The 23,483-nt window shown below is 37.9% G+C and carries 27 protein-coding genes; 3 read left to right on the top strand and 24 right to left on the bottom strand.

Going from position 1 to position 23,483, the window contains the following annotated elements; translation table 11 throughout:
• Nucleotides 1-8: 8 nt before the first annotated feature.
• The 8 genes from BW986_RS22680 to BW986_RS22645 form a co-directional block, all read right to left on the bottom strand.
• Nucleotides 9-668, bottom strand: a complete 660-nt coding sequence (locus BW986_RS22680; RefSeq protein WP_076371027.1) for a hypothetical protein — start codon at nucleotides 666-668, stop codon at nucleotides 9-11.
• Nucleotides 659-1,372 (bottom strand): 4'-phosphopantetheinyl transferase family protein, encoded by a 714-nt coding sequence (locus BW986_RS22675; protein ID WP_076371025.1) that lies wholly within the window; start codon nucleotides 1,370-1,372, stop codon nucleotides 659-661. The genes BW986_RS22680 and BW986_RS22675 overlap by 10 nt, the downstream gene beginning before the upstream one ends.
• Nucleotides 1,373-1,733: 361 nt before the next feature.
• Nucleotides 1,734-2,021 (bottom strand): transposase, encoded by a 288-nt coding sequence (locus tag BW986_RS22670; RefSeq protein ID WP_076371023.1) that lies wholly within the window; start codon nucleotides 2,019-2,021, stop codon nucleotides 1,734-1,736.
• Between the two features lie 79 nt (nucleotides 2,022-2,100).
• Nucleotides 2,101-3,693, bottom strand: coding sequence for a hypothetical protein (locus tag BW986_RS22665; RefSeq protein WP_076371021.1), 1,593 nt, complete (start codon nucleotides 3,691-3,693; stop codon nucleotides 2,101-2,103).
• The gene (locus BW986_RS22660; protein ID WP_076371019.1) at nucleotides 3,668-4,384 is read right to left on the bottom strand and encodes an ABC transporter ATP-binding protein; all 717 of its coding nucleotides are present in this window, start codon (nucleotides 4,382-4,384) and stop codon (nucleotides 3,668-3,670) included. Before BW986_RS22660 ends, BW986_RS22665 begins: the two co-directional genes overlap by 26 nt.
• 49 nt (nucleotides 4,385-4,433) lie before the next feature.
• On the bottom strand, nucleotides 4,434-5,222 hold the full coding sequence (locus tag BW986_RS22655; RefSeq protein WP_076371017.1) for an ABC transporter permease: 789 nt from the start codon (nucleotides 5,220-5,222) through the stop codon (nucleotides 4,434-4,436).
• On the bottom strand, nucleotides 5,219-6,124 hold the full coding sequence (locus tag BW986_RS22650) for an ABC transporter ATP-binding protein (RefSeq protein ID WP_076371015.1): 906 nt from the start codon (nucleotides 6,122-6,124) through the stop codon (nucleotides 5,219-5,221). Before BW986_RS22650 ends, BW986_RS22655 begins: the two co-directional genes overlap by 4 nt.
• The gene (locus BW986_RS22645; RefSeq protein WP_034305547.1) at nucleotides 6,121-6,360 is read right to left on the bottom strand and encodes a PLD nuclease N-terminal domain-containing protein; all 240 of its coding nucleotides are present in this window, start codon (nucleotides 6,358-6,360) and stop codon (nucleotides 6,121-6,123) included. The genes BW986_RS22650 and BW986_RS22645 overlap by 4 nt, the downstream gene beginning before the upstream one ends.
• A gap of 402 nt (nucleotides 6,361-6,762) precedes the next feature.
• On the opposite strand from BW986_RS22645, the gene BW986_RS22640 reads away from it, so the two are divergent.
• The gene (locus BW986_RS22640; RefSeq protein ID WP_076371013.1) at nucleotides 6,763-7,308 is read left to right on the top strand and encodes a helix-turn-helix domain-containing protein; all 546 of its coding nucleotides are present in this window, start codon (nucleotides 6,763-6,765) and stop codon (nucleotides 7,306-7,308) included.
• 119 nt (nucleotides 7,309-7,427) lie between these two features.
• On the opposite strand, the gene BW986_RS22635 is transcribed toward BW986_RS22640, so the two are convergent.
• A complete protein-coding gene (locus BW986_RS22635; protein WP_076371011.1) occupies nucleotides 7,428-7,988 on the bottom strand; it encodes a thioredoxin family protein in 561 nt (186 codons plus the stop codon).
• 217 nt (nucleotides 7,989-8,205) lie between these two features.
• On the opposite strand from BW986_RS22635, the gene BW986_RS22630 reads away from it, so the two are divergent.
• Entirely contained in the window at nucleotides 8,206-9,057 is an 852-nt protein-coding gene (locus BW986_RS22630) for a GRP family sugar transporter (RefSeq protein WP_076371009.1), read from the top strand.
• A gap of 18 nt (nucleotides 9,058-9,075) precedes the next feature.
• Nucleotides 9,076-9,861 carry a glucose-1-dehydrogenase gene (locus BW986_RS22625; protein ID WP_076371007.1) on the top strand — a complete coding sequence of 262 codons (786 nt, stop codon included), beginning with the start codon at nucleotides 9,076-9,078 and terminating at the stop codon, nucleotides 9,859-9,861.
• A gap of 187 nt (nucleotides 9,862-10,048) precedes the next feature.
• Here the strand turns inward: BW986_RS22625 and BW986_RS22620 are convergent, their stop codons facing one another.
• The 15 genes from BW986_RS22620 to BW986_RS22550 form a co-directional block, all read right to left on the bottom strand.
• Nucleotides 10,049-11,398: an LLM class flavin-dependent oxidoreductase gene (locus BW986_RS22620; RefSeq protein ID WP_076371005.1), complete on the bottom strand. Its 1,350-nt coding sequence runs from the start codon at nucleotides 11,396-11,398 to the stop codon at nucleotides 10,049-10,051.
• 12 nt (nucleotides 11,399-11,410) lie between these two features.
• Complete coding sequence (locus tag BW986_RS22615; RefSeq protein WP_179086149.1) at nucleotides 11,411-12,262, bottom strand: MetQ/NlpA family ABC transporter substrate-binding protein; 852 nt, start codon at nucleotides 12,260-12,262, stop codon at nucleotides 11,411-11,413.
• Nucleotides 12,263-12,297: 35 nt separating this feature from the next.
• Nucleotides 12,298-12,948, bottom strand: coding sequence for a methionine ABC transporter permease (locus BW986_RS22610; RefSeq protein WP_076371001.1), 651 nt, complete (start codon nucleotides 12,946-12,948; stop codon nucleotides 12,298-12,300).
• Entirely contained in the window at nucleotides 12,890-13,969 is a 1,080-nt protein-coding gene (locus BW986_RS22605; RefSeq protein ID WP_076370999.1) for a methionine ABC transporter ATP-binding protein, read from the bottom strand. The genes BW986_RS22610 and BW986_RS22605 overlap by 59 nt, the downstream gene beginning before the upstream one ends.
• A 50-nt stretch (nucleotides 13,970-14,019) precedes the next feature.
• Entirely contained in the window at nucleotides 14,020-14,853 is an 834-nt protein-coding gene (locus BW986_RS22600; RefSeq protein ID WP_076370997.1) for a MetQ/NlpA family ABC transporter substrate-binding protein, read from the bottom strand.
• A gap of 87 nt (nucleotides 14,854-14,940) precedes the next feature.
• On the bottom strand, nucleotides 14,941-15,945 hold the full coding sequence (locus BW986_RS22595) for an LLM class flavin-dependent oxidoreductase (RefSeq protein ID WP_076370995.1): 1,005 nt from the start codon (nucleotides 15,943-15,945) through the stop codon (nucleotides 14,941-14,943).
• Between the two features lie 431 nt (nucleotides 15,946-16,376).
• Nucleotides 16,377-17,519 (bottom strand): amidohydrolase, encoded by a 1,143-nt coding sequence (locus BW986_RS22590; protein ID WP_081395755.1) that lies wholly within the window; start codon nucleotides 17,517-17,519, stop codon nucleotides 16,377-16,379.
• Nucleotides 17,520-17,533: 14 nt separating this feature from the next.
• Nucleotides 17,534-18,043: a GNAT family N-acetyltransferase gene (locus BW986_RS22585; RefSeq protein WP_076370991.1), complete on the bottom strand. Its 510-nt coding sequence runs from the start codon at nucleotides 18,041-18,043 to the stop codon at nucleotides 17,534-17,536.
• A 23-nt stretch (nucleotides 18,044-18,066) separates the two neighbouring features.
• On the bottom strand, nucleotides 18,067-18,837 hold the full coding sequence (locus BW986_RS22580; protein ID WP_076370989.1) for an amino acid ABC transporter ATP-binding protein: 771 nt from the start codon (nucleotides 18,835-18,837) through the stop codon (nucleotides 18,067-18,069).
• The gene (locus BW986_RS22575; protein ID WP_076370987.1) at nucleotides 18,834-19,544 is read right to left on the bottom strand and encodes an amino acid ABC transporter permease; all 711 of its coding nucleotides are present in this window, start codon (nucleotides 19,542-19,544) and stop codon (nucleotides 18,834-18,836) included. Before BW986_RS22575 ends, BW986_RS22580 begins: the two co-directional genes overlap by 4 nt.
• Nucleotides 19,545-19,564: 20 nt before the next feature.
• The gene (locus tag BW986_RS22570) at nucleotides 19,565-20,272 is read right to left on the bottom strand and encodes an amino acid ABC transporter permease (RefSeq protein WP_076370985.1); all 708 of its coding nucleotides are present in this window, start codon (nucleotides 20,270-20,272) and stop codon (nucleotides 19,565-19,567) included.
• Nucleotides 20,273-20,303: 31 nt separating this feature from the next.
• Nucleotides 20,304-21,122, bottom strand: a complete 819-nt coding sequence (locus BW986_RS22565) for an amino acid ABC transporter substrate-binding protein (RefSeq protein ID WP_076370983.1) — start codon at nucleotides 21,120-21,122, stop codon at nucleotides 20,304-20,306.
• A gap of 20 nt (nucleotides 21,123-21,142) precedes the next feature.
• Nucleotides 21,143-21,676 carry a GNAT family N-acetyltransferase gene (locus BW986_RS22560; protein ID WP_076370981.1) on the bottom strand — a complete coding sequence of 178 codons (534 nt, stop codon included), beginning with the start codon at nucleotides 21,674-21,676 and terminating at the stop codon, nucleotides 21,143-21,145.
• A gap of 120 nt (nucleotides 21,677-21,796) precedes the next feature.
• Nucleotides 21,797-22,057 (bottom strand): glutaredoxin family protein, encoded by a 261-nt coding sequence (locus BW986_RS22555; protein ID WP_076370979.1) that lies wholly within the window; start codon nucleotides 22,055-22,057, stop codon nucleotides 21,797-21,799.
• A gap of 36 nt (nucleotides 22,058-22,093) precedes the next feature.
• Entirely contained in the window at nucleotides 22,094-23,428 is a 1,335-nt protein-coding gene (locus tag BW986_RS22550; RefSeq protein WP_076370977.1) for an LLM class flavin-dependent oxidoreductase, read from the bottom strand.
• Nucleotides 23,429-23,483 lie beyond the last annotated feature (55 nt).

Raw genomic sequence — 23,483 nt, 5'->3', positions numbered from 1 at the left:
TTCCCCCATTATTTTAAATATGTGCCTGATGCAACTGTCAACATATGAAAAACTAAAGAAATTAAAGCTATTACAAACGTTATGATTATTGCATTTCTTCTCTTGACGAGCGCCAACTTTTCCAGACTAAAACTGAATAGGATTAAACTTACAATGTAAAACAATTCAAACTCGGCCATGAAGGTGTGAAGGATAGAATTTTTATCATGCACAAGTAAGGATAAACTAGTAAACGTGGTTTCCTTGCTCTTGACCAATAATGCGATTATTGCATTAACACCGGATCCAATTACGATGCATATCCCAGCATTTATGACAGCTTGGCAAATTCCTTTAATATTTACCGGTCTTTCTTTTAAAACTAAAAATAATAGGCACACAATAAATATTTGAATGATGAAAGTGACCAATAATCCTAGAGCCCCCATTACAATTGTGTTAATGGCAAAACTCATAGCCCCGATCTCTGAAATGGACATGCCATTTAATACATTCATCCCTTTTTGATCCGCAGAATATAACAAAAGCGTCGTTTCGATACCTGCGATTACACTGAGTAGTAGTAACGAAATTATTAACTTATGAACTCTATCCTCTTTTTTAAAAAGATATTGTGCTAATTTATTATTGTTTTTAAATTCAGCATTTGCTTCCATTTTTAATTCCATTGGTATTCCCCCTCAATTATTTTCGTAGAGTTTATTGGAAAGGTAACGCTTCTTATTTCATCATTCAAGAGTACGACCGCTGATTTGTACTGGGAAAAATTTTTATAGAAAAGTGAGATGTTATCATGATCCATTTCAGCCTTGGAAATCTCATAGATTTCAAGTGGAGAGGTCAATCCTGTTTTTAGAATTTTTGATAGACTTTCTTTTGCACTAAAGAAAATTTCATTACTTAAAAGACCATCACTATCCTTAATCATCTTTTTCTCGGATTCAGTTAAATAGGACTCTAAAAATTCAGAATCAGTTTTCGTTTTAGTTTCAATATCGATTCCCATTGGATGCAGTTGATCAAAAATCAGTATCCCGAATGTTTTATCCGTATGAGCGATGGATATCCCCATGTTCATGTTCATTAATAAGAACAAGTTATTAACAATAATCGGCTGTCCAAAGACTCCTTTCAACAGTGATACATTCTTTATTTCATCCAAACCTATATCTAAAAACTCCATAATTGCTTTTTTTCCAAAGTACAAACTTTTCTTTGCTTCGATGGTTCTTTTCCCATTTTGCAAATTAAGATAATTCCATTCCTTTTCGTTGAAAATATCATCAATATAGTCCAAATTGACTGAATCCGCTTCATAAAACTTGATGTAAGATTTATAAATTTTTTTCTTATTCATAAAATATTCAATCAATTATAATTTCCCTCCCCTCTTTTTCCTGGATTCCAGCAATTTTTCTCCATTTTTTTCCTCGAAAATTTCTTTTTTTAAACAATTATTTCATTTTCTAGGTTAATTATTACCTATTATCATTATCGATAACACTTTATCACAACAATTTTGCCGAGTCTATTAAAAATTTGTAAATTATCTACATTACATAATAACTTTACCATTTTTTATTATTTTTCCTCTTTAGTAGTATTTTCATAGGGAATTTAGTATGAAATACTTTTAAAATGTGCATGAAGTGAATAAATTCCCAATAAAAAAGCCATATTTTATTTTTCACTATAATTTGTGAAAAATAAAATATGGCTTACATACTATTCGATCATTTTGGTTGTTTCGTAAAAATGTGCATTGCCTTTTTTAATATCTCATTCTCTTCCTGCAAATCTTTAATTATTTTATCCTTTTCCTCTTTAAGACTAAGACCTGAAAAACCAATACTGGAGTCCGCTGGACCCTCTTCATTTGTTTCTTTATAGATATTGACCCAATTTCTTAATGTAGGTGTCGAGATATTAAGTTCTTCGGCCAATTCCCTAGGTTTTCTGCCTTCTTCCAATACTAATCGAGCAGCATAAATTTTAAAATCTCTATCATGGTGCTTCCCCATAATAAGACACTCCTTTTTTAAATTTATTTAGTGCCGATTTTCTGTACTTCCTTTATATACTTTTCTAATATAACGACTTTCATAAATTATATTTCAACCTATTAATCAGCACGGAATTGATCGCTATCACGATCATTAATATGATGAGAGCTCCCATCAGGGGGTGGACACTGAACCAAACCAAGCCAAAATGAATGGCTGTAACCACGATTAATAATGGCAAACCATAAAGCAGGCTTATTAATACATTGGGGTTTGATTTAATGGCAGCAGATGGGTTCTCCCATTCTATACTTGGATTTTTCATATCATATAATGGTGTTAGAAGATTATAGCAAACCACTAAACAAGAAATAATTAATAACATGACTGCATTTTCCATTTCCCAATAGCCAAAAAGTGCAAATATCATAAAGCTGATCAATACGGCTATAATTCCAATTATTGATGAAAATATCACTTTAGAAAAATAAACATATTTTTCATCAAAAGGGGCACTTTTCAGCAAATAATGATATTTCCCTTCTCTTGAATATGGGGTTCCGCTTATATTATTTATACAACACAAGAAAAGGATCGAATATGAAAAATATTTATCAAATACTCCCTCTTTCGTTATATTCAAATAATTCGGGAACACTTCATTCTGAATCAGCAATAACATGACAAGTGAAAAGACCGGCGGCAATAAAAGACCTAAAGCGATTTGCATCTTAAAATATGCTTCAGATTTAATGATCCACATCTCTCTTTGTAAATAGTTACTCCATTGATTTTTTGATATATTAACCTTTGAGTTTTTCATATTCGCTTTGTTATTTCCCAATAACCCGTTTTTGAAATAATGAACGGAAATGTTTTCTATAATAAATGAATACAATAGGAAACCCATTACTAGTATCGAAATATAAATGATAATAAATTGAACTGTTATTTCATTTGATACAAAGGCATCCAGTATCCACTTAACCACTGGAATCATATTTGCGGTTTCAAACATATGTCTCATTATGAATGCCAACGAGTTTTTTAGCCCTTCAATAGAATTCAAATCTATTTCCGAGATGACCTTTGATAGGGCAATCGATGATTTTCCAGCAAAATATACAATGGAAATAATCGCAAGCATGAGGATGACAGCAATGTTCACCAGTAAGTATGCTATTTTATTTTTGAATCTATAATAATACCTATTAATGCACGATAAGATAAAAAGCAGGAGCAAAGCCGTTAAACCATTGACAATCGGTAAAAATATGAATAATTTAAACGCTTCCATAAACTTTAGATCGACTATCAAGAAGCCGATTGTTGGCACCTGGATTGCCATTGATAAGATGATGGGGACCCATAAGCCACTTAATACCTTAGCCCTTGATATCTCCTTATAGGTGAGTGGAAGAGGCGCCAATACTTTAAATTCATAATAAGCAAATATTTGCGATGTGGACAAATAGCAAACTAATGCAAAGACGAGAATGCTAGAAATCGTTACATTATAAAACAGGAAGACCTCGGTATCTCCAAGAAAATAAACAAAGGCATTTACGACAGTCAGCTGCAAAAACATATAAAAAACGGCTATTATCAGTACAGCCTGCAACATTGTCTGCTTGGGCATTTTATAGAAGGAAGAAATGAAAAATCTAGTTAACTGAAGTTTTTCCTTCATATACCTGAGCCTCCATAAAGGTAGATTCCAATGAACTTTCACCTATTATATTTTGTATTTCATCATGCAGGATGATTTTCCCCTCTTTTAAAATAGCCACTGTATTACAAATTTTCTCTGCCACATCCAGCAGATGCGTCGAGAAAAACACTGTACCGCCCGTTTCAACATACTGTTTGATTAACCCCTTAAAAACTAAAACCGCGTTTGGGTCTAATCCATTTAACGGTTCATCCATAATGATGATCGGTGGATTAATGGTAAAAGCCGCTATCAAGGAAACCTTGTGCATCATTCCATAAGAATAACTTCCCATTGGCTTTTTAATGGACTCCTGCATCCCAAACCGATTGATATATTTCCCCAACCGTTCTTTGTCATCATTTCCATATAGGTTCATCAAGAAACGAATCCAATCAAATCCCGACACATTGTTAAAAACATTGATAGTATCAGGGATGAAGAAAAATTGTTTTTTATATTCTATGCCGTCTTCTTTGGTCAGGCCATTTATTTCAACCTTTCCATTTTCAGAATCTAAAATGCCCGTAATAATGTTCAGCGTCGTGGTTTTCCCTGCGCCATTTGCCCCTATAAAACCTAAGATTTCCCCTTTTTGGATTTCTAGATTTACACCATTCAAAATCTTCTTGGCCGAGTAGCTTTTCTCTAAATCTGTGATGCTTAACAATGTTATCATCCTCCCATCACTTCATGATTAACACATTTCCATCCCCAACTTACTCGCTATTGAATTTCTTTTTTGAAATCCATATGTTCGTTACCAATATCGTTACTGCCGTCAACGCAAGTGCCGCTATTGCACCCCAAATCGCCTGTGAATTGACTGTGCCTAAAATCAGTACTTCCATGGCATGTTTACTCATGCTTGCCGGATTCAAGTTGTCTATAACCGGACTTAACCCAACTATGATCCTGCAGCCTAGGAGAAATACTATCGAAATTAAGGCAATAATACCCTGACTATTAAAAATGGTACTGATCATCGTCGTGAATGAAACGATAAATAGGATCCACAGCAGATAGAACAGCAAAGCCACTACTAAGTCCCCAAAATCAACACTCGTAAACAAAAAAACTACATACAGATATGAAACCAAATATCCCAATGCTACACTGCAGGCAACAAACAGATAATTGGAAATGATTTTCCCGCTTATATAAGATCCAACCGTCACTGGCCTTGTAAGAATGAAAGCCAGCATACCATTTGCTTTATCGGATTGCACGACTCCCATCATGGAAACGATGATGATCATGACCCCTAGCTGATCGAATTGGGACCCTAGGGTACTAGCAAGAACTTCGCCGCCTTTTTGGGCAGCCATGCTTGGATCTATGGTTATCCCTTGGCCCCCGCCAAGTGCTTCTAATATTGAAGGTAAATAATAGCTTACGACTGGTTGAGTTATTCCTAAAAATATAAAAACAAGCGGCAGCCAAATCACTTTATATTCACGTAACATCTGAACAAATTCCTTTTTAGCTAAAACGGCAAAATTATTCATTTTTCCACCACCAATTTTAAGAATATCTCTTCCAATGTATCGTTATCTATTTCGAACCTTACTAGATCAACATTATGCTCCAAAGCATTCGCCAGTAACATATTCTTGTTTGACTCAATATTTTCCACTTCTATCTTCAATTTATTTCCCATTACCTCTACACCTTTGACAAAGTTCAAGCTTTTAACATTTTCAATCCATTTTTGACTTTTAGAGGTTATGTCGACATTGATTTTATTTCCGCTATTCCTGTTTAATAATTCCGACATTGTTGTGTCCTCAATTTTTTCACCACTTTTTATAATGACAAACCTCTCACATATTTCTTCTGCATCGCTTAATATATGTGTCGATAATAAAATTGTCGTATCTTTCTTTATCTCTTTTATGATATTCAACACTTCTCTCCGGCCGATTGGATCCAATGCCGAAACCGGTTCATCCATGACAATCAATGCCGGTTTATGTAACAGCGCCTGTGCAATTCCAAGCCTTTGTTTCATTCCGCCTGAAAAAGTCCGCACCTTGGAATTCTCTTCCCCGCTCAACCCCACTTTGGACAATATCTCTGGAATGCCGCTTAATAATTCTTCCCTCTTGATACCCGAGAGCTGGCCCATGAAAGTGAGGGTTTCCTTGGCAGTCATCCATTGAAAGAAGTTGGGGTATTGTGGTAAGTAGCCTATCTCCCTTTTCATTTTTGAAATTTTCTTACCATCAAGCAATACTTCTCCCATACTTGGATCTATAATATCTGAAATCACTTTTATTAGTGTCGATTTACCAGCCCCATTTGGCCCTATCAATCCAACACATTCCCCTGATTGCAGTTCCATTGAAAAATTATTGACCGCTGTTTTTTCTTTGAATTTTTTTGTAACATTTTTAATCTCTAATTTCATATTCTCTCACTGTCCTTTCTACCAATGACGAAGTACAGAATTGGACCGATAGTATTTGCAAAAATAATGATGAGTGTCCACAATAAAACATTTTTCCTCGTCTTTCGATTTCTGTATAAATCAATTAATGCTATAAGGACTAAAATCATTCCAATAGCAATTACCGGTAAAATAATCGGCAGAATAGACATGAAATCAATATCTTTCAATTCGTTCCAGCCGTAATGCAATTCCATATATACCACTCCTTTGAAAACGAAATATTATTATCATTATCGATAATGATAACATGCAAAATGGAATTTTGCACCTATTTTTTTCTTTAATAAAATATTGTTTTAGTATTTATTGTTATTTATAATGATAATATTATCACAATGAATAATAATAAAAATATAGTGTTATTTATTAAATTTCATTTCATGAAGACGTTATTTTTTTACACTTATTTTAAAATGCTTATTATTTACTTCGAAAAAATATTTCTGTTATATTATTTTTCAAACCGTGTCATTTTTATTTAAATGAAAATGATTCAAACATTACAATATATGATGAAATAAACTTATTATTCATGACCAACATTAAAATTGATTAAAAAATTATCCAGTTATTATTTCCAATGTGAGGAGAATAAGATGATTAATAAAGCTGAAATTTTAATGCATCCTGTAAGAATAAAGATTACCCAAGCTTTAATGCGAAACAGGGAAAATGGTTTAACACCATTGGAAATGTTAAAAATCATTAAAGATGTACCCCAAGCAACATTATATAGACATATACAGGTCCTGTTGGATTCAGGGGTCATTCGCATTGTAAAAGAAAAAAAGGTGAGATCCGTTTCCGAAAAATACTATGTTTTAAATGAAGAAGAAGCGCGACTTAGCGGGGAAGAATGGAAAAAATCTTCTAATGAGAAAAAGGTGAACTATTTTTCTTATTATCAATTATCCCTTATGACTCAATATCAAAACTATCTTACGAAATTAGAAGAAAGAGACTGTGCGGAAGATGGTTCAACCTTTTCCCTTTTAGAACTAAAGCTTGATGATGAAAGCTTTATTAACTTCCAAAATGAATTGAACGATTTAATGTTAAAATACTACAAAGCTACGAATCAAAGTGCTAAACAAGATTCTCCTATTCGAACAATCGGCGTTACAATTATTCCAGAATCATAAAAAATGAAAAGGCTGTTCCAAAAACATGGACTAAAGAAAGGCAGTCTCCGTTTTTGAAACAGCCATTCATTATGGACCCACCCTTTTTTTGGACAGGTCAAAAAGTGCCATACCCGCTGTCAGCAGCTCCCCAATGCTTCCTTGATGCTGCTGTATACTTCGGCCCACAAGTGTTTTTCTTCAGCAAAAGCCGCAGTTATCTTTTTAATGACTGCTTTTTGCTCTGCCTCGAAACGTTCATCATCCTTGGCCGGCAGGTCAGACCTTAACTCCATTACGTACTCTTGTACCTTTGGTGCACGAGGTCCCCAAACAGCTTTTTCTTCACCATTCTTATCAATGAATATAAAAATGGGAATCGAACGCGCTGTTCCATTAGTTAAGTATTGATCCATCAGTTCAAGATTTTGATCTCGTAAAACCATGCGAGTTTCAATATTTGCCGCTTCAGATATATTCAGCAATATAGGAATATTCATCATCGCGTCTCCGCACCAGTCTTCAGTAATGACAATGGCTCGAAGTTCCTTCGTCTTTAATTCATCAAAAAAACCTTGGTCCTCTTCAGAAATGGAAAAACCCTCCTGAATCGATTGCAAGTTTTCTTTATGAACTTTCATCGAAGATACAAATTCTTTAGCAGGAATCCCCTTTTCAAACCATTCATTCAGTGTCGTCATACTATTTCTCCTAACTATTTTTAAATTAAAAGTACCATAAACCACTTATTATTTCATTGTTTCCACACTGAAAAATAAAATGACAAATTGGTAAATTAAAACCATGTTTTTCTTTCCCGTGTAAAGGGAAAACTCTAAATACATTCAATAGCTTGCTAACTACCTATTTTTTTATATTCATTAAAACATTGTTTTCTAATTTAGGAGATGAAATTTTGTGGAAGGTTTTCTCTTTGCGCTACTCCCTGCATTGACATGGGGCAGCTTAGTGCTTGTTTCCGAAAAACTCGGGGGTAACTCATATAATCAAACACTTGGCATTACAATCGGTTCATTACTGTTCGCCATCATGATGTCATTCATCAATCCGCCGGAATGGAGCAATCTAGTATGGGCTGTCGGCATCATTTCCGGGATAGGCTGGGCATTCGGGCAATTATTTCAGTTCAATAGTGTCAAGGAAATCGGAGTTTCGAAAACCGTTCCAATCTCAACAGGACTGCAAATTCTAGGAAATACATTTTTTGCGGTTATCATTTTCAGGGAATGGAATGACAGGATTACAGTCATCATCGGCATCGTTGCAATAATCTGTTTGGTTACAGGTGTCTTGCTGACGAGCTACGGAGATGGTGATGACAAAAAAGAAGGAAGCTTGAAAAAAGGCGTTTTTTACCTTGCCATTTCAACGGTGGGTTATGTTACATATGTCATTGTTGTCAGATGGAATGAAGTTGACGGATGGTCGGCGATCCTGCCGCAAGCAATCGGCATGTTCCTGGCTGCCCTGCTCCTTTCCATCAAACATAAACCGTTTAATAAGTATGCTAGGCGAAATATTCTTACCGGAGTGATGTGGGCAGTCGGTAATATCGGTCTCCTGCTCGCTAATCCAAAAGTGGGCGTTGCCATTGCATTCTCATTTTCCCAAATGGGAATCGTCATTTCAACTTTAGGCGGCATCTTTCTTTTAGGAGAGAAAAAATCCAAAAAGCAAATGGCCTTCGTCATCATTGGGTGTGCACTCGTAATTGCTGGCGGAGTCATGATCGGCTTCACAAAAGAATAGTTAAAGGAGCGATAAATGATGTATGAAGATTTAGAGAAAAAAGTGGTAGTCATTACTGGGGCGGCAAAAGGGTTAGGAAAAGCCATGGCCGAAAGGTTCGGTAAAGAAAAAGCACATGTCGTATTGAATTATCACACTGAAAATGACGACCATAAGGAAATCATCAAAACGATTGAAGCTGCAGGCGGGAAAGCCGCAGCGATTCAAGGTGACATTTCAAAGGAAGCGGATGTGAAGAAATTGCTTTCATTCGCTGTGGACACCTTTGGTACGATCGACATCATGATCAACAATGCAGGTATTGAAAATGAAGTGGCCAGCGAAAAATTGACTCTGGAAGATTGGCAGAAAGTCATTGATGTAAATCTAACGGGAATGTTCCTCGCAAGCAGGGAAGCAATCAGTTATATGCTCGATCATGGAATTAAGGGCAATATCATTAACATGTCATCCGTTCATGACCGGATACCTTGGCCTCATTTTGTCCACTATGCAGCAAGTAAGGGCGGAGTGAAGATGATGACTGAAACCCTTGCACTTGAATATGCCCCCAAAGGGATTCGCATTAATAATATTTCACCTGGTGCGATCGACACACCCATCAATGCCGAAAAATTCAATGACCCAAAAGCCAAACAAGAAGTCATCGACCTGATACCGATGGGATATATCGGAAAACCGGAACAAATTGCCGCTTGTGCCGCTTGGCTTGCTTCCGCCGAATCAAGCTACGTAACGGGAATGACCTTATATGCTGATGGCGGAATGACCAAATATCCAGGATTCCAAGCAGGAAAGGGCTGAACTTAACTTGTTAGTTTTAGTGGCTGTTGATAGTTCCCTTCTATAAAGAAGAAACATTTATGTATATAGATAGGAGAAAGAAAAGGGACTAGGATTTCTCCATATTGCATCTTTCCTTAGTCCTTCCCTTATATATGACTTTATTTAATGGATTCTAATGAAAACGCTAGTAATTTCATCCTTTTTTTTACATTAATTTGTTTTTTTCGTCGTTAACAAAGCGATTTTTTGGATTCTTTAATCCAAGATGATCACGGAGAGTGTCCCCTTCGTAATCCAAACGAAACAAACCTCTCTCCTGTAAAATTGGAACCACCATCTCGACGAAATCCTCTAAGTCGCCTGGTAACAGTGGAAATTGAAGCATAAAGCCATCTGAAGCTTTTTCAGTAAACCATAACTCCATTTCATCGGCTACTTGAGCTGGTGTACCGACAAATCTATCTCGTCTGGCAGGACTGAAAAATCTCGCATATAATTCACCGACTTTTATGTCTTCTTCATCAATAATTTTCTTCATTTCATTAAAGTTACTTTGTATGCTATTTACTGATGAAAACTCAACATCCCTCGCTGGTGTAGCTAAAGAATATTTTGAAAAATCTACGTTGCCCATATAACCAGAAACGAATTTCAAACTCTCATAGGGGTCAACGAGACTTTGGAGTTTATTGTATTTTTGAATGGCTATTTCTTCGGTTTCTCCGATAATAGGGGAAATTCCGTGAAGGATGTGGAGCTCTTCCCCGCTTCTTCCAAAATCCATTAAGGACGATTTTAATTCTTGATAATATCGTTTCGATTCTTCAATGTTATCCCAATGAGTGAAAACGACTTCGGCTGTTCGAGCGGCTAATCGCTGCCCTGGTATTGACGCACCCGCTTGAATAATAACCGGCTGTCCCTGCGCCGAGCGTGCAATATTCAACGGACCTTTAACTGAAAAATAGTTCCCTTTATACCGAAGCTCATGTACTTTATCAGGATCAAAAAAATGTCCCGTTTCTTTGTTATACACAAACGCATCATCTTCCCACGAATCCCATAATCCTTGGACAACGTCGATGAACTCCTCCGCTCGTTCATAACGATGATCGTGCGCCCAATGTTTATCGCGACTGAAATTCAAGGCCGTTTCTCCGGTCGCATCAGCTGTCGTAACAACATTCCAGCCCACCCGTCCGCCGCTTATATGGTCAACAGAAGCAAATTGGCGAGCGAGTACATAAGGTTCACTGTACGTTGTAGAAGCTGTGGCCCCAATGCCAATTTTTTCTGTCGCTGCAGCTAATGCTGTAATAAGTACAATCGGATCAAACCGATTAAGTATTTGAGGATGTGATTCATGATTAATGGCCAAACTATCTGCCACAAAGGCAAGATCAAATTTCCCTTTCTCCGCAATTTTTGAGAGTCTTTGCAAAGCTTTTACATCGATACTTGCATTCGGATTTGATGCCGGATGCCTCCACGACGCAACATGCATGCCTGTTCCAATCAGGTAAGCAGCTAACTTCATCTGTCTGTCTTGAGCCATTCTAATCTCTCCTTATTTATTAGAATATATCTCCTTATAACTGCTCAATTCTTTCAAGGTAATGAATGTTGGAATATAGTTTCCATTATAGGTCTCTTCAATAAACTTAGCCGTTTTCTCTGATTGATAGAGATCAACTAGTTTTCGGAAAACTTCATTGTCTTGATCTTCACTCCTGGCCGCTATAATATTAATATATGGCTTTGCAGTACTACTTTCATGCACAAGAGCATCTTTTAAAGTGAGTCCCGCTTCTACGGCAACTCCATTATTAATCACCGAACCAGCTGTATCTTCCATCACACGTGGGGCACTTGCACCATCGACAGGAACAATTTTGATTTTCTTCGGATTTTCCTTTATTTTGTCCTGTCCACCATTCCCGTCAAAGTCATCAACAACCTTTAAGAGTTTAGCTTCTTGTAATAACAATAAAGCTCTCCCCCAGTTAGCCTGGTCATTAGGCACAGCAATTTGTGCACCATTTGGAATCTCTTCCACCGATTTATATTTACTTGAATACAAACCAAGAGGAGCAATAATTGTAGTCCCAATTGGAACGATGTCTGTATCGTTTTTCGCATTAAATGAATCTAAATAAGCAACATGTTGAAAGGCGTTGATATCAATATCCCCTTCTGCCAGCGCTGCATTCGGATCATAAGCCGATGAGAAATTAACAATTTCAATTTCCACCCCTTCTTTTTCAGCCTGTTCCTTTAAAAACTCCCATGTTCGAAGTTCAGAATTTCTAATCCCCACCTTCACTTTCGTTTGTTTCCCTCCTGCATTCGTTGAATCACTTGTGCAACCTGTCAATAACACCCCCAAGATAAGCAATATAGGTAAAATACATTTTTTCATCATTCATTCCCCTCTCCCTCTGTTCAATACCGCCACTACACCCTTCTAATTTTTCGTTCGAACATATTTCCTAAACTTTGAACTCCCTGAACTACAATTACTAGAATTACAACGGTGACGAATATAGTAATGGTGCTAAAGCGTTGATAGCCATATGTTATCGCTACATCTCCAAGTCCACCGCCACCTATAGCTCCTGCCATAGCTGTAGCGCCCACTAAACCAATTGTTGCAGTTGTTATACTCAGAATTAACGACGCAAAAGCCTCAGGCATTAAAAACCTGAAAATAATTTGTAATGGTGTTGCTCCCATGGCTTTCGCTGCTTCAATAATGCCTTCATCCACTTCCAATAGCGAATTCTCTACTAGTCTTGAGATATATGGGCCAATATGAAGCACGAGTGGTACAATTGCTGCTGTGGTACCAATCGACGTACCAACTATTAGTCTTGTAAATGGGATAATCGCCACTAGCAAGATAATAAACGGAATCGACCTGAAAATGTTTACAATTGGATTCACTATAGAAAAAATAAATCTATTTTCATAAATATGACCTTTTCTTGTTACAACCAATAAAATGCCTAAGAATATTCCGATGATGCTTCCAAAAAAAAGTGAAATACTAACCATGTACAGCGTTTCCCACAAGGCGTTTAAAATGAGCTCTTTGCTTACTTCCATCCTTCGTAACCTCCTTCACTTCAACCTTTTGATTCTTTATAAACTGTAATGCCCGATCAATTTCATCATCATTTCCTATTATTTCAACAATTAAATTACCAAATGGGATGCCTTGTAACTCAGTAATATTACCGAACAGAACGTTTATTTCCACATTAAACCTCTTCGCTGTTCTTGAAACGATTGACTGCCCAGAGCTCAATCCCAAAAAATCAATTTTAAAAATACGGCTGAAATAGGTATCCTCATTAAGCAATCCATAAACACTTAATGGCACTTCATCGCGAACAACCGATCGAATGAAGTTACGTGTTGTTTCTGTTCGTGGACGGGCAAAGATATCGATTACATTCCCTGATTCAATCACGCTACCATCCTCCATCACTGCAACCCGATTACAAATTTCTTTAATCACTTCCATTTCGTGCGTGATAATTAGAATGGTAATTTTATATTCATCATTTATCCGTTTCAACAAATTCAAGATTGATTTTGTTGTTTGTGGATCTAAAGCTGATGTTGCTTCATCACATAATAAAATAGAGGGGTTTGTAGCCAACGCACGGGCAATCCCGACACGCTGCTTTTGTCCACCTGATAGCTGATTTGGATAATTCATTGCTTTGTTTTCTAGGCCCACAAAGCGGAGAATCTCATAAACTCGTTCTTCAATCTCTTTTTTCTTTTTTTTACTTAACAATAACGGCATCGCTACATTATCAAAGACTGTTTTTGAATTAAGTAAATTAAAATGCTGAAAAATCATGCCGATATTTTTCTTAGCTTCACGCAAATCTTTTTCAGACATCTTTGCTAGATCTTTTCCTTCTACAATCACTTCACCTAAAGTAGGATATTCTAACAGATTCACAGTTCGGATGAGTGTACTTTTTCCGGCTCCACTAAAACCGATGACCCCGAATATATCCCCTTTTTCAACGGTTATATTAATCTCCTTTAACGCTTCGATTTTCTTCTCTCCATCATCAAATACTTTTGAAACCTGACGAAATTCAATCAAAGTGGCCACCTCCTCTTTTTAACTAACTTGGTATAGAATACTCCCTTCACTTAAAACGCTGGCACGACGGCTCCTTCATATTTATCTAAAATAAACTCTTTGACCTTTTCCGTCGTTAATGCATTCGCAAGCTTTTGGATCGCTTTATCGTCCTTATTATCAGGACGAGCCACTAAAATGTTTACATATGGTGAATCCTTTCCTTCAATTATCAGTGCATCATCGAGAGGTTTTAACCCTCCTTCCAGCGCATGGTTTGTGTTAATGGCCGATGCTTCCACATCGTCAAGCGAGTGAACTAAAAGTGGGGAATCGACTGAAATGAATTCTATTTTTTTATCATTTTCTGTAATGTCCTCAATCGTATAATCCCCTGACTTGGAACCATCCAGCTCAATGATATTATTTGCTGCAAAAAGCTGTAACGCACGTGAAAAGTTTACTGGATCTTTCGGTATAGCTACTTTCGCTCCGTCTGACAATTCCCCTATAGACTTAATTTTCTTTGAATAGACACCAAATGGTTCAATATGTACACCCTTCACATTAACCAAATTTAAACCACTATCTTTATTTACTTGCTCTAAATACGGGGAATGTTGAAAGAAATTTGCATCCAATTCTTTGTTTGCGGTTTGTTGATTCGTTTGAATACCATCCGTAGAAATCACTACATCCAGTTTCACGCCCTGTTTTTCTAAATCCGGTGCGATAAACTCTAAAATTTCTGCATGTGGGATAGAGGCTGCACTAATTTTCAAAGTCACTACCTCATCTTTGTCTCCTTTACTCTCCGATCCTGTCTGCTCATTATTTCCACAAGCTCCCAATACCAGCAATACTATTGTTAAAATCGTTACGGACAGCCATTTAATTCTCTTCAATGTTTCTCACTCCTCTTTCTTATCCTTCTATATTGGAATAACAAATATTTATCAGCTGCTACATATCCGCTGGTATTTCTTTTCCTTCTATATGATAATCTCATCCCCTAAGTGAAGCGGACTCAACAATTGAAAAGATTGGACCCGTTCTGTTTCTGTTCGAAGCGGTGTATGCAAAATAAATTCATCCACTTGAAAAACTTCCTGAAGTTCCTTTAAAATCCCGTTAACATATCCTGGAGTCCCAGCAATAACATATGGGGTCTGCTCTTCTATTTCGTAAGCTTCACCAGCCTGCTTCTCAAATGACTCAGCCTGCTCACGTGATTGAACTGTCAGCGTCCGGCCACTTTGAAGATGAACTTTAAATAGTTTGTGTTCGCTTGCCAGCTCCTCTGCTTTTTGCTGGGTAGGAGCTGCCACAACCGCTACTGATACGATAAAACGACCTTCTGGGTACTTGCTTCGGTAAGCAGAGGAAGCTTCATACAGCATGGTATCATCACTATTAATAAATCTGGCGAATACAAAATCCATTCCTAGGTTAGCGGCTAGTTGAGCGCTGTCTGAACTTGCACCCAGCAGAAAAGTTTCGGGCTTTTCAGGCGGTATCGGTGTTGCTTGAATACCAGATAGCAAATGATCGTCATTGATTGAATTTTCAATAATTTTTAGCAATAAGGATGCACGTTCCCCAAAATCTTTTCCATCATTTACAGTTCCAAATTGTAATGCCTTTGTTGATAAAGGAAATCCACCAGGTGCTTTACCAATGCCAAGATCTACCCTGCCCGGTGCAAGAGTGGATAAAACATTAAAATTTTCAGCGACTTTATAAGGACTGTAGTGCTGAAGCATGACACCTCCAGAACCTACACGAATGGATGTGGTCTTCGATAATAAATAAGAAATTAATACTTCCGGTGAAGAGCCAGCAACTTGTTCCATATGATGATGTTCCGATACCCAAAAACGGGTATATCCCCATTCCTCAGCTTTTTGAGCTAGGTTTACTGTTTGCTTAAGTGCATCAACTGCTGAATTCCCAGGAAAAATGGGGCTTTGATCTAATATTCCAAGCTTAAAATTCATATATCTCTCTCCAATCACTAATACCAAGTTAACAAATCGAATTAGTTGTTTTAATTTGATTGAAATTCATCCTAACATTGTAAACAAGCACTTGACAACACCTTAATTGATAGAAAAATTTATTTAATTGATAAAAAAAATCTATCATTCGCTTATGAGTATGGAATACCTCTGCCTAATATTTAACCAAGCTCTCGCCTATAATGGTTTGTGATTTAATCTTCTAGACCTTTCAGAATAAGATTCATCAATGAGAGGAAGAGAAAGGAGTCTATGAAAAACTGGAATGAATGAACGAAGAGTGGCTATGTATTAAAGGGGGGATGTTCGCATCATGCCTTTGCATGAAATTAAGTGCACCGATATCTTTGGAATTACGACAACAAAGGTACTAGGCACGAAATCGTGTCTGGCACCTAAGTCAAATATGTTCACCACCTACCATGGTTATATAATAAATCCTTGGCACTTTCAGATAAAAAATGAGCGGCTTTAATAATGGATTTATCATCAACAGTAAAAGCTGGATGATGCCAATCTTCATTTCCGTTTGTACCAAAAAAAACAAAGGTACCGGGGATATGTTCAAGGTAATAAGCGAAGTCTTCACCACCCATTGAAGGTTCTGGATTGATTACGTGTAATGATTGCTCCAAAGCAGACCTGCGTACCATCTCTGTGACTGCCGGATGATTAAGAAGCGCGGGCGGTCCAGGAAACCAACTAATCTCAGCTTCCTGTGAAAAAGCAGCTGCAATATGATTCACAATCGAATAAAACTTATCCTTTACTTCTTCGCGGATTGTAGATTCAAAGGTTCGAATCGTTCCTTCCAGTATTACGTCACCCGGAATTACATTCCAAGTGTTCCCACCTGTTATTCTCGTAACGCTCACCACAGCACTCTCTAATGGGGATACATTCCGGCTGACGATAGTTTGAAGAGCGGAAATAAGCTGAGCCGCTGCCGCTATTGGATCTTTTCCGTGTTGAGGGATGGCCGCGTGACTCCCCTTCCCTTGAAGAACAATATGAAAACGGTCCACTGCCGCCATTAACGGACCAGCTTTTATACCAATGGTGCCGACAGGCAAATTGGGTTTATTGTGCAGTCCAATCACAGCCGCCACATCGTCAATTTGACCATCTTTTATCACATGCACCGCCCCGCCTCCAAATTCTTCTGCGGGTTGAAAAAGCAATCGCACCGTCCCGCACAACTCTGATTGACATTCTTTTAAAAGGTAGGCAGCACCTATTGCAGCTGCCGTATGAAAATCATGGCCGCAAGCATGCATCACCCCTTTTACTTTAGAAGCAAATGGCAGCCCGGTTCGTTCCTCAATCGGAAGTGCATCGATATCCGCCCTTATGGCTACTGTCGGTCCGGGTTTGCCACCCTTTATATCTGCAAAAACACCTGTTTTCAATCCTGTATGACGGATCTCAATGCCCTCTTCCTCGAGCCACGTTTGTATGGATTTTGTCGTTTCAAATTCTTCATTTGATAATTCCGGATATTGATGTAAATGGCGCCGTATCGATATTAAGCGCTTTTCCAGCTCTCGACTCATACAGTCGCCTCCTTCTATAAATCTAACCGATAGCATTTTACTAAAATATCATGATTTTGAAATTCCTTCGTTCGATCCCGTTTAAAGCCGAACCATTCATATAGTTTAATGGCTTTATGCATCTTATCAGTAGAATGTAGATACAAACTGGACGCACCTTGCGATTTTGCATAAGTTACACTAGCTTTTAATAATTCCTGTGCAATACCGCGTCCCCTTGATTCGGGATGAACCGCCAACAACCGAATGATTGGTGAAAAAATCCCAAGTTCCGGCTTTTCATATGCTTTTTCAGATGATTGAAAAAGCTGTAGTGTACCAAGGATATCCTGATTGCACTTTGCAACCAACACCTTATCAACATGTGGATTATCCACGGAAGATTTAATATTTTTTAAATATCCTTCCCAAGCTTCCGGGTTCGAATATTCATGTTCATATTGTTGATAACTTTCTACCAATAAGCGGCGCACCGTCTCTTTATCTTCTTCAATCAATTCATCGACTACGATTGTATTGGTCATACGTCCTCCCTTGGCCCCTTCCTTTAATTGGCCTTTTCTTCTAAAAACGGTACCGAAAAATCTCTGGATATCCGGTTTAAAAATTGTCGTGTTCGCTCTTCCTTTGGAGCATTGAAAATCTCCAATGGTGACCCTTCTTCAACAATGACCCCGCCATCCATGAAAAGAACGCGATCCGATATCTCTTTAGCAAAACTCATTTCATGGGTCACGATCACCATCGTGATGCCTTCCAGGGCAATTGCTTTTATGACAGAAAGCACCTCCCCAACCAACTCAGGGTCGAGTGCCGACGTTGGCTCGTCAAAAAGAATGACCTCCGGATTTAAAGCAAGTGCCCTGGCAATTCCAACACGTTGCTGTTGCCCTCCTGACAATTGCGAAGGGAAATGGTTATGCTTATCTCCCAAACCTACTTTTTCCAACAACAGCTCACTTTCCCGTTTCGCTTCAGCTTTCTTATATTTTTTTGTAACAATTAACCCTTCCATTACATTCTCCAAAACAGTTTTATGAGCAAATAAGTTATAATGCTGAAAAACCATTGCCGATTGTCTTCTAAGGGATAAGATTTCCCTTTTTGTCGCCTTCTTAGACTTCACCTGTATATCTCCCACTTGAACGATTCCCTCATCTGGTTTCTCCAGTAAGTTCAGGCACCTAAGCAAGGTCGTTTTCCCAGATCCACTCGGTCCAAGAATGGTAACTACTTCCCCCTTGCCTATTTTTAAATTAATTCCTTTTAAAACGGGCTGCTGGTTAAATGATTTTTGTATATCTTTTAAATGAATCATTGTACTCCTCCTCGATTATAGGCAGTGGCCTTTTTCTCAATTAAAAACGAAAGCCCCTCTGCAATGATTGTAAGGCCCCAATAAATTAAACCAGCAGCGATAAAAGACTCCAAAAATTTCAAATTTGTGGATGCAACTATATTGGCTGCTCCTGTCATTTCTTTTTGCGATACAATGAAAGCAATGGATGACGTATGCAGAAATCCAATGAAAATGTTCGTGAAATTCGGGATGGACTGAGCAATGGCCTGTGGCAATACAATTCGCGTCATGACTTGAAACGAATTCATCCCCACGGAATAGGCTGCCTCCATTTGGCCATTGGAGACACTGATAATTCCCGATCTGAATATTTCCGATAAATAGGCACCCGCACTCAACGATAAGGCGGTTAAGACAAATAAAATGATCGGAATGGAATTAGATTGAATACCCAAATCAAACTTTTTAGAAATTTGATCGATTAATAATGGAAAACCGAAATAAATGAGCATTATGTGCATGATAATCGGTGTTCCTCTAAAGAAGGAAACATAGCCATTTGCAATTCTGCTTAGAAATTTCACTTTATATATTCTAATCAAGGCAACAGCGAGACCGATAATAAAACCTGTAAAAAGAGGAAGAATCGTTAAGATAAGCGTAATCGGAAGTGCTCTAATAATCTCCTTAAAAGCAGTCCAAATGAATAGTATATCAATCGTCAAGTCCTTCCCTCCTCCCTTTGTTATCCAGTAACAGACATATCAACAGATTGATGCCGATTTATGCGATTTTCATAAAGCCTGAATATTTTCTCGAACAATAGCACGACTGCATAATAGATAACGGCTAATGAGAGGTAGACTTCGAGAGCATGTGCAGTTGCGGCAATCAACGTCTCTCCCCTGCCCATCATATCCATCACGCCGATGGTAAAGGCAAGTGAGGTATCCTTCAAGGATCCGATAATAGAGTTTGCGATATTCGGAAAAGCAATCCTTATTGCCTGAGGAAGCACAATTCGAAAAAAACTTTGACTATTATTCATGCCAACAGAATAGGCTGCTTCCGTTTGCCCATAATCGACAGCCTTAATCGCTCCTCGGAATATTTCAGCGAAATGTGCCCCATTACTTAATGCATACGTAATGATGACAAAATAAAGGGCATCCATTCTTGAAATATCAATATTAATGAATAACAGGATTGCAGGCAGTCCATAAAAAACTAGAAATAATTGTATTAAAATAGGCGTTCCCCGAATGAATGAAATATACAATATGACAAATTGATTCAAGACAGGGATACGAAATGATCTCAGGATGGCTGCCGTTATCCCGATGACCATTCCTAATAAAACGGATGCTGCTAGAATTTGCAATGTTACTCCAAGATAATATATTAACGTCGGAATGAAATCGACGATTAATGAAGGATCAAATGCTTTCCCCATGCTTTAGCACCTCCGCGCTTACTACTATCTATTAAAATCCCACTGAATAGTCTGCGCCCAGCCACTTTTTACTTAGTTCGCTAACTACCCCTTCTTCTTTCAGTTCCAAAAGTGCTTCATCAATTCTTTTCTGTAAAGGCGTTTCGTCTTTTCTTAGCAAAAAGTATACTTTTGAATTAAGAAGCGGCTCACCCACAACTTTTTGCTGTGCATCTGCTTGTTTATTTAAGAAGTCGACTGCAAATGGTGTAGTAATGGTAGCATCCGCCCGTCCAGTTTTGATTTGATTCTTCGTATCATCTGCTCCTTGGCCAGAATAGACAATTTCAATACCGGCATTATTTTCTTTATTATAATTTTCAAGAAAAACAGCAGAATTGCTCGTTGCACTCACTATCGCTTTTTTTCCTTTTAGATCTTTAATGGAATGAATATCATTGTTGTTCTGATGAACTGTAACTTGAAGCGGAAAGACATTGTATGGTTCTTTATTAAATAGAAATTTTTCTTTCCGTTCATCATTCATTTCCATTTGATGAGCAACAAAATCTATTTTGTTCGTTTCTAAACTTAATAATAGATTAGAAAATTCCATCGTTTTAAATTCAAATTCATATTCAGGCAGCTTTTCATCGATTTGACGAACCAACTCGACATCATACCCTGTCAGCTTACCATTCTTATCCAAAAAGCAAATATTAGGGAATTGCGTCCCTGTTCCAACAATGATTTTTTGAACTTTTTTATCTTTTGAATCCCCAGATTTTGCTGTACTGGTTGTTTCTTCTGAAGAACAAGCTCCTAAAAAAGTTAGTAGCAATGCCATAACAATTAGTAATGTTTTTTTCATCTCAATTCCCCCGAACATTTTTAATTACTAACAATTGGTTCTTTATTTTCAATAATGCGATACAGCGTTTCATCTAGAATTTTGCGAAGATACACAATTTTTTCTCCATCGTGGTCTCGTTCAGCAAAAATCTCATAACCTCTTCTTTCATAAATAGAAACAAGCCAAGGATGACGATCAGCTGTCGCCAAATAAACAGCCGGCGCCTTCACCTGTTTACGAAGTGCATTTTCTTCCACCCAGGTTAACAAAGTCGAGCCAAAACCTTTTTGTTTGTATAGAGGGTCGACTGCAAACCACCAAATGAATGGGTACGGACTGAATTGATCAGGATCATTCCATGGAGGACGAACTGTCACGGTGGAAACAATTTGGCCCTCCTGTTCTAAAACATAAGTGAGATTCCGCCTAATATTATTCGTCACTAGCTGCAAATCAGCTGTCGCAGCAAGAAAATTAATATTCAATTCTCTGATTGGTTCATAAGCCCGAAGGGTGACGTTCAGCACTTCTGGAGCATCCTTTATAGTGGCAAGACGGATTAACTGTGTCATGATTAACTCCCCGTTTCTATAACATATTATTTACACAAGAATAGTCGGATTTATTTATGCAATCTTTCCTTAATTCAATCAGTCATACTTATAAACTCAGATTTAACGCGTGATTTTTTGTCATTGTACACGTTTAAGTACTTTTTCAAGATGAGGAATTCCAATTTCCGTTACGCTCTCATATATGCTACCTCGCCCGATTTCAATAATGGGCACATACCGAACACCATATTTGATTTCTAAAATATCTCGCCGATCATCATGATTGGTAACATCCACCGTTTGATAAGCGATCTCCTTTTCTTTTAAGTATTGTTTAACCTCCTCGCAATAGTGACATCCTTGTTTTGACCAAACGACGACAGATAACGCTTCTCCCATTTCTTATTCCTCCTTTTATTTTTCAAATGATTTCAATCATTGATTAATGCTTTCTTTCGCATAACGATTTTCCGGGAATGGAAGCCCCAAGTTGCCTCTTAAGGTTTCTGCTTCATATTCTGTACGATATATTCCCCTTTTTTGAAGGATAGGGACCACATAGTCTACAAAGTCACTTAATGCATTTGGAACACTTGAAGAAAAGATAAATCCGTCCGCCCCCTTCTCTTCAAACCATTGCTGAATCAAATGCGCTACTTTCTCTGGAGTTCCAATAAAAGAAGTCCGGGGTGTTGTCTCCTTAAGTGCTACTTGACGGAGCGTTAACTGTTTCTCCTTCGCTTCCTGTTTAATTCGATCAGTCGTACTCCGGAAACTGTTTTTTCCGATGTCCCCGAGATTTGGAAAAGGTGCATCCAGTTCATATTGGGAAAAATCATGATGATCGAAGTAACGTCCCAAATAGTCAAGCGCCTTATCTATGGAAACCAGGTTAGCGAGTTCTTGATATTTGTGCTCCGCCTCTTCCTCAGTTGCACCAATGATTGGCGCGATACCTGGCAGAATAACAATTTCATCAGGATTTCTCCCGAATGCAATAGCCCTGTTTTTTACATCTTGATAAAAAATCTTTGCATCTTCCAATGTTGGTTGACCTGTAAAGATTGCATCCGCTTCTTTAGCCGCAAAATTTTTGCCAGCTTCTGATGAACCAGCTTGAAAAACGACAGGTCTCCCCTGTTTAGATCTGGCAATGTTGAGTGGTCCTTGCACGGAGAAAAATTCTCCTTTATGCTTTAATTGATGCATTTTAGAAGGATCAAAAAACTCACCGGATTCTTTATCCCGAGTAAACGCGTCATCCTCCCATGAATCCCAAAGTCCTTTGGTGACTTGTATATATTCTGATGCTATCCGATAGCGTTTGGCATGATCAGGGTGTTCTTCAATCGTTTTGTTATAGTTCAAGGCCGTACTCTCAAGAGGGGTAGTAACAAGGTTCCATCCTCCACGACCTTGACTAATGTGATCAAGTGACGCAAATTGCCGAGCTACTGTAAATGGCTCACTGTATGAGGTGGAAACTGTTCCGACAAGCCCTATTCTTGATGTGAAAGCAGCAAGTGCGGATAAAATGGTAAGTGGTTCAAATCGATTTAAAAAATGCGGAATTGACTTCTCATTGATAAACAATCCGTCAGCAATGAAAAGTAAATCGAACTTTCCCTCTTCAGCCTTCTGGGCCTGCTCCTTATAAAATTCAAGACTAACACTGGCATCTGCTTGAATGTCTGGATGTCTCCAACCGGATATACTCCCTCCAACTCCATGAATAAGCGCTCCAAACTTCAACTTTCTCTGCTCAGTCATCAATACTCCTCCTTTAATTAATCGGTATATGGATTCATCTACCATCTTCCCTAAT

The organism is Peribacillus simplex (assembly GCF_900156045.1).
Taxonomy (GTDB): Bacteria; Bacillota; Bacilli; order Bacillales; family DSM-1321; genus Peribacillus; species Peribacillus simplex_D.
This window is presented reverse-complemented; position numbering and strand designations above follow the sequence as displayed.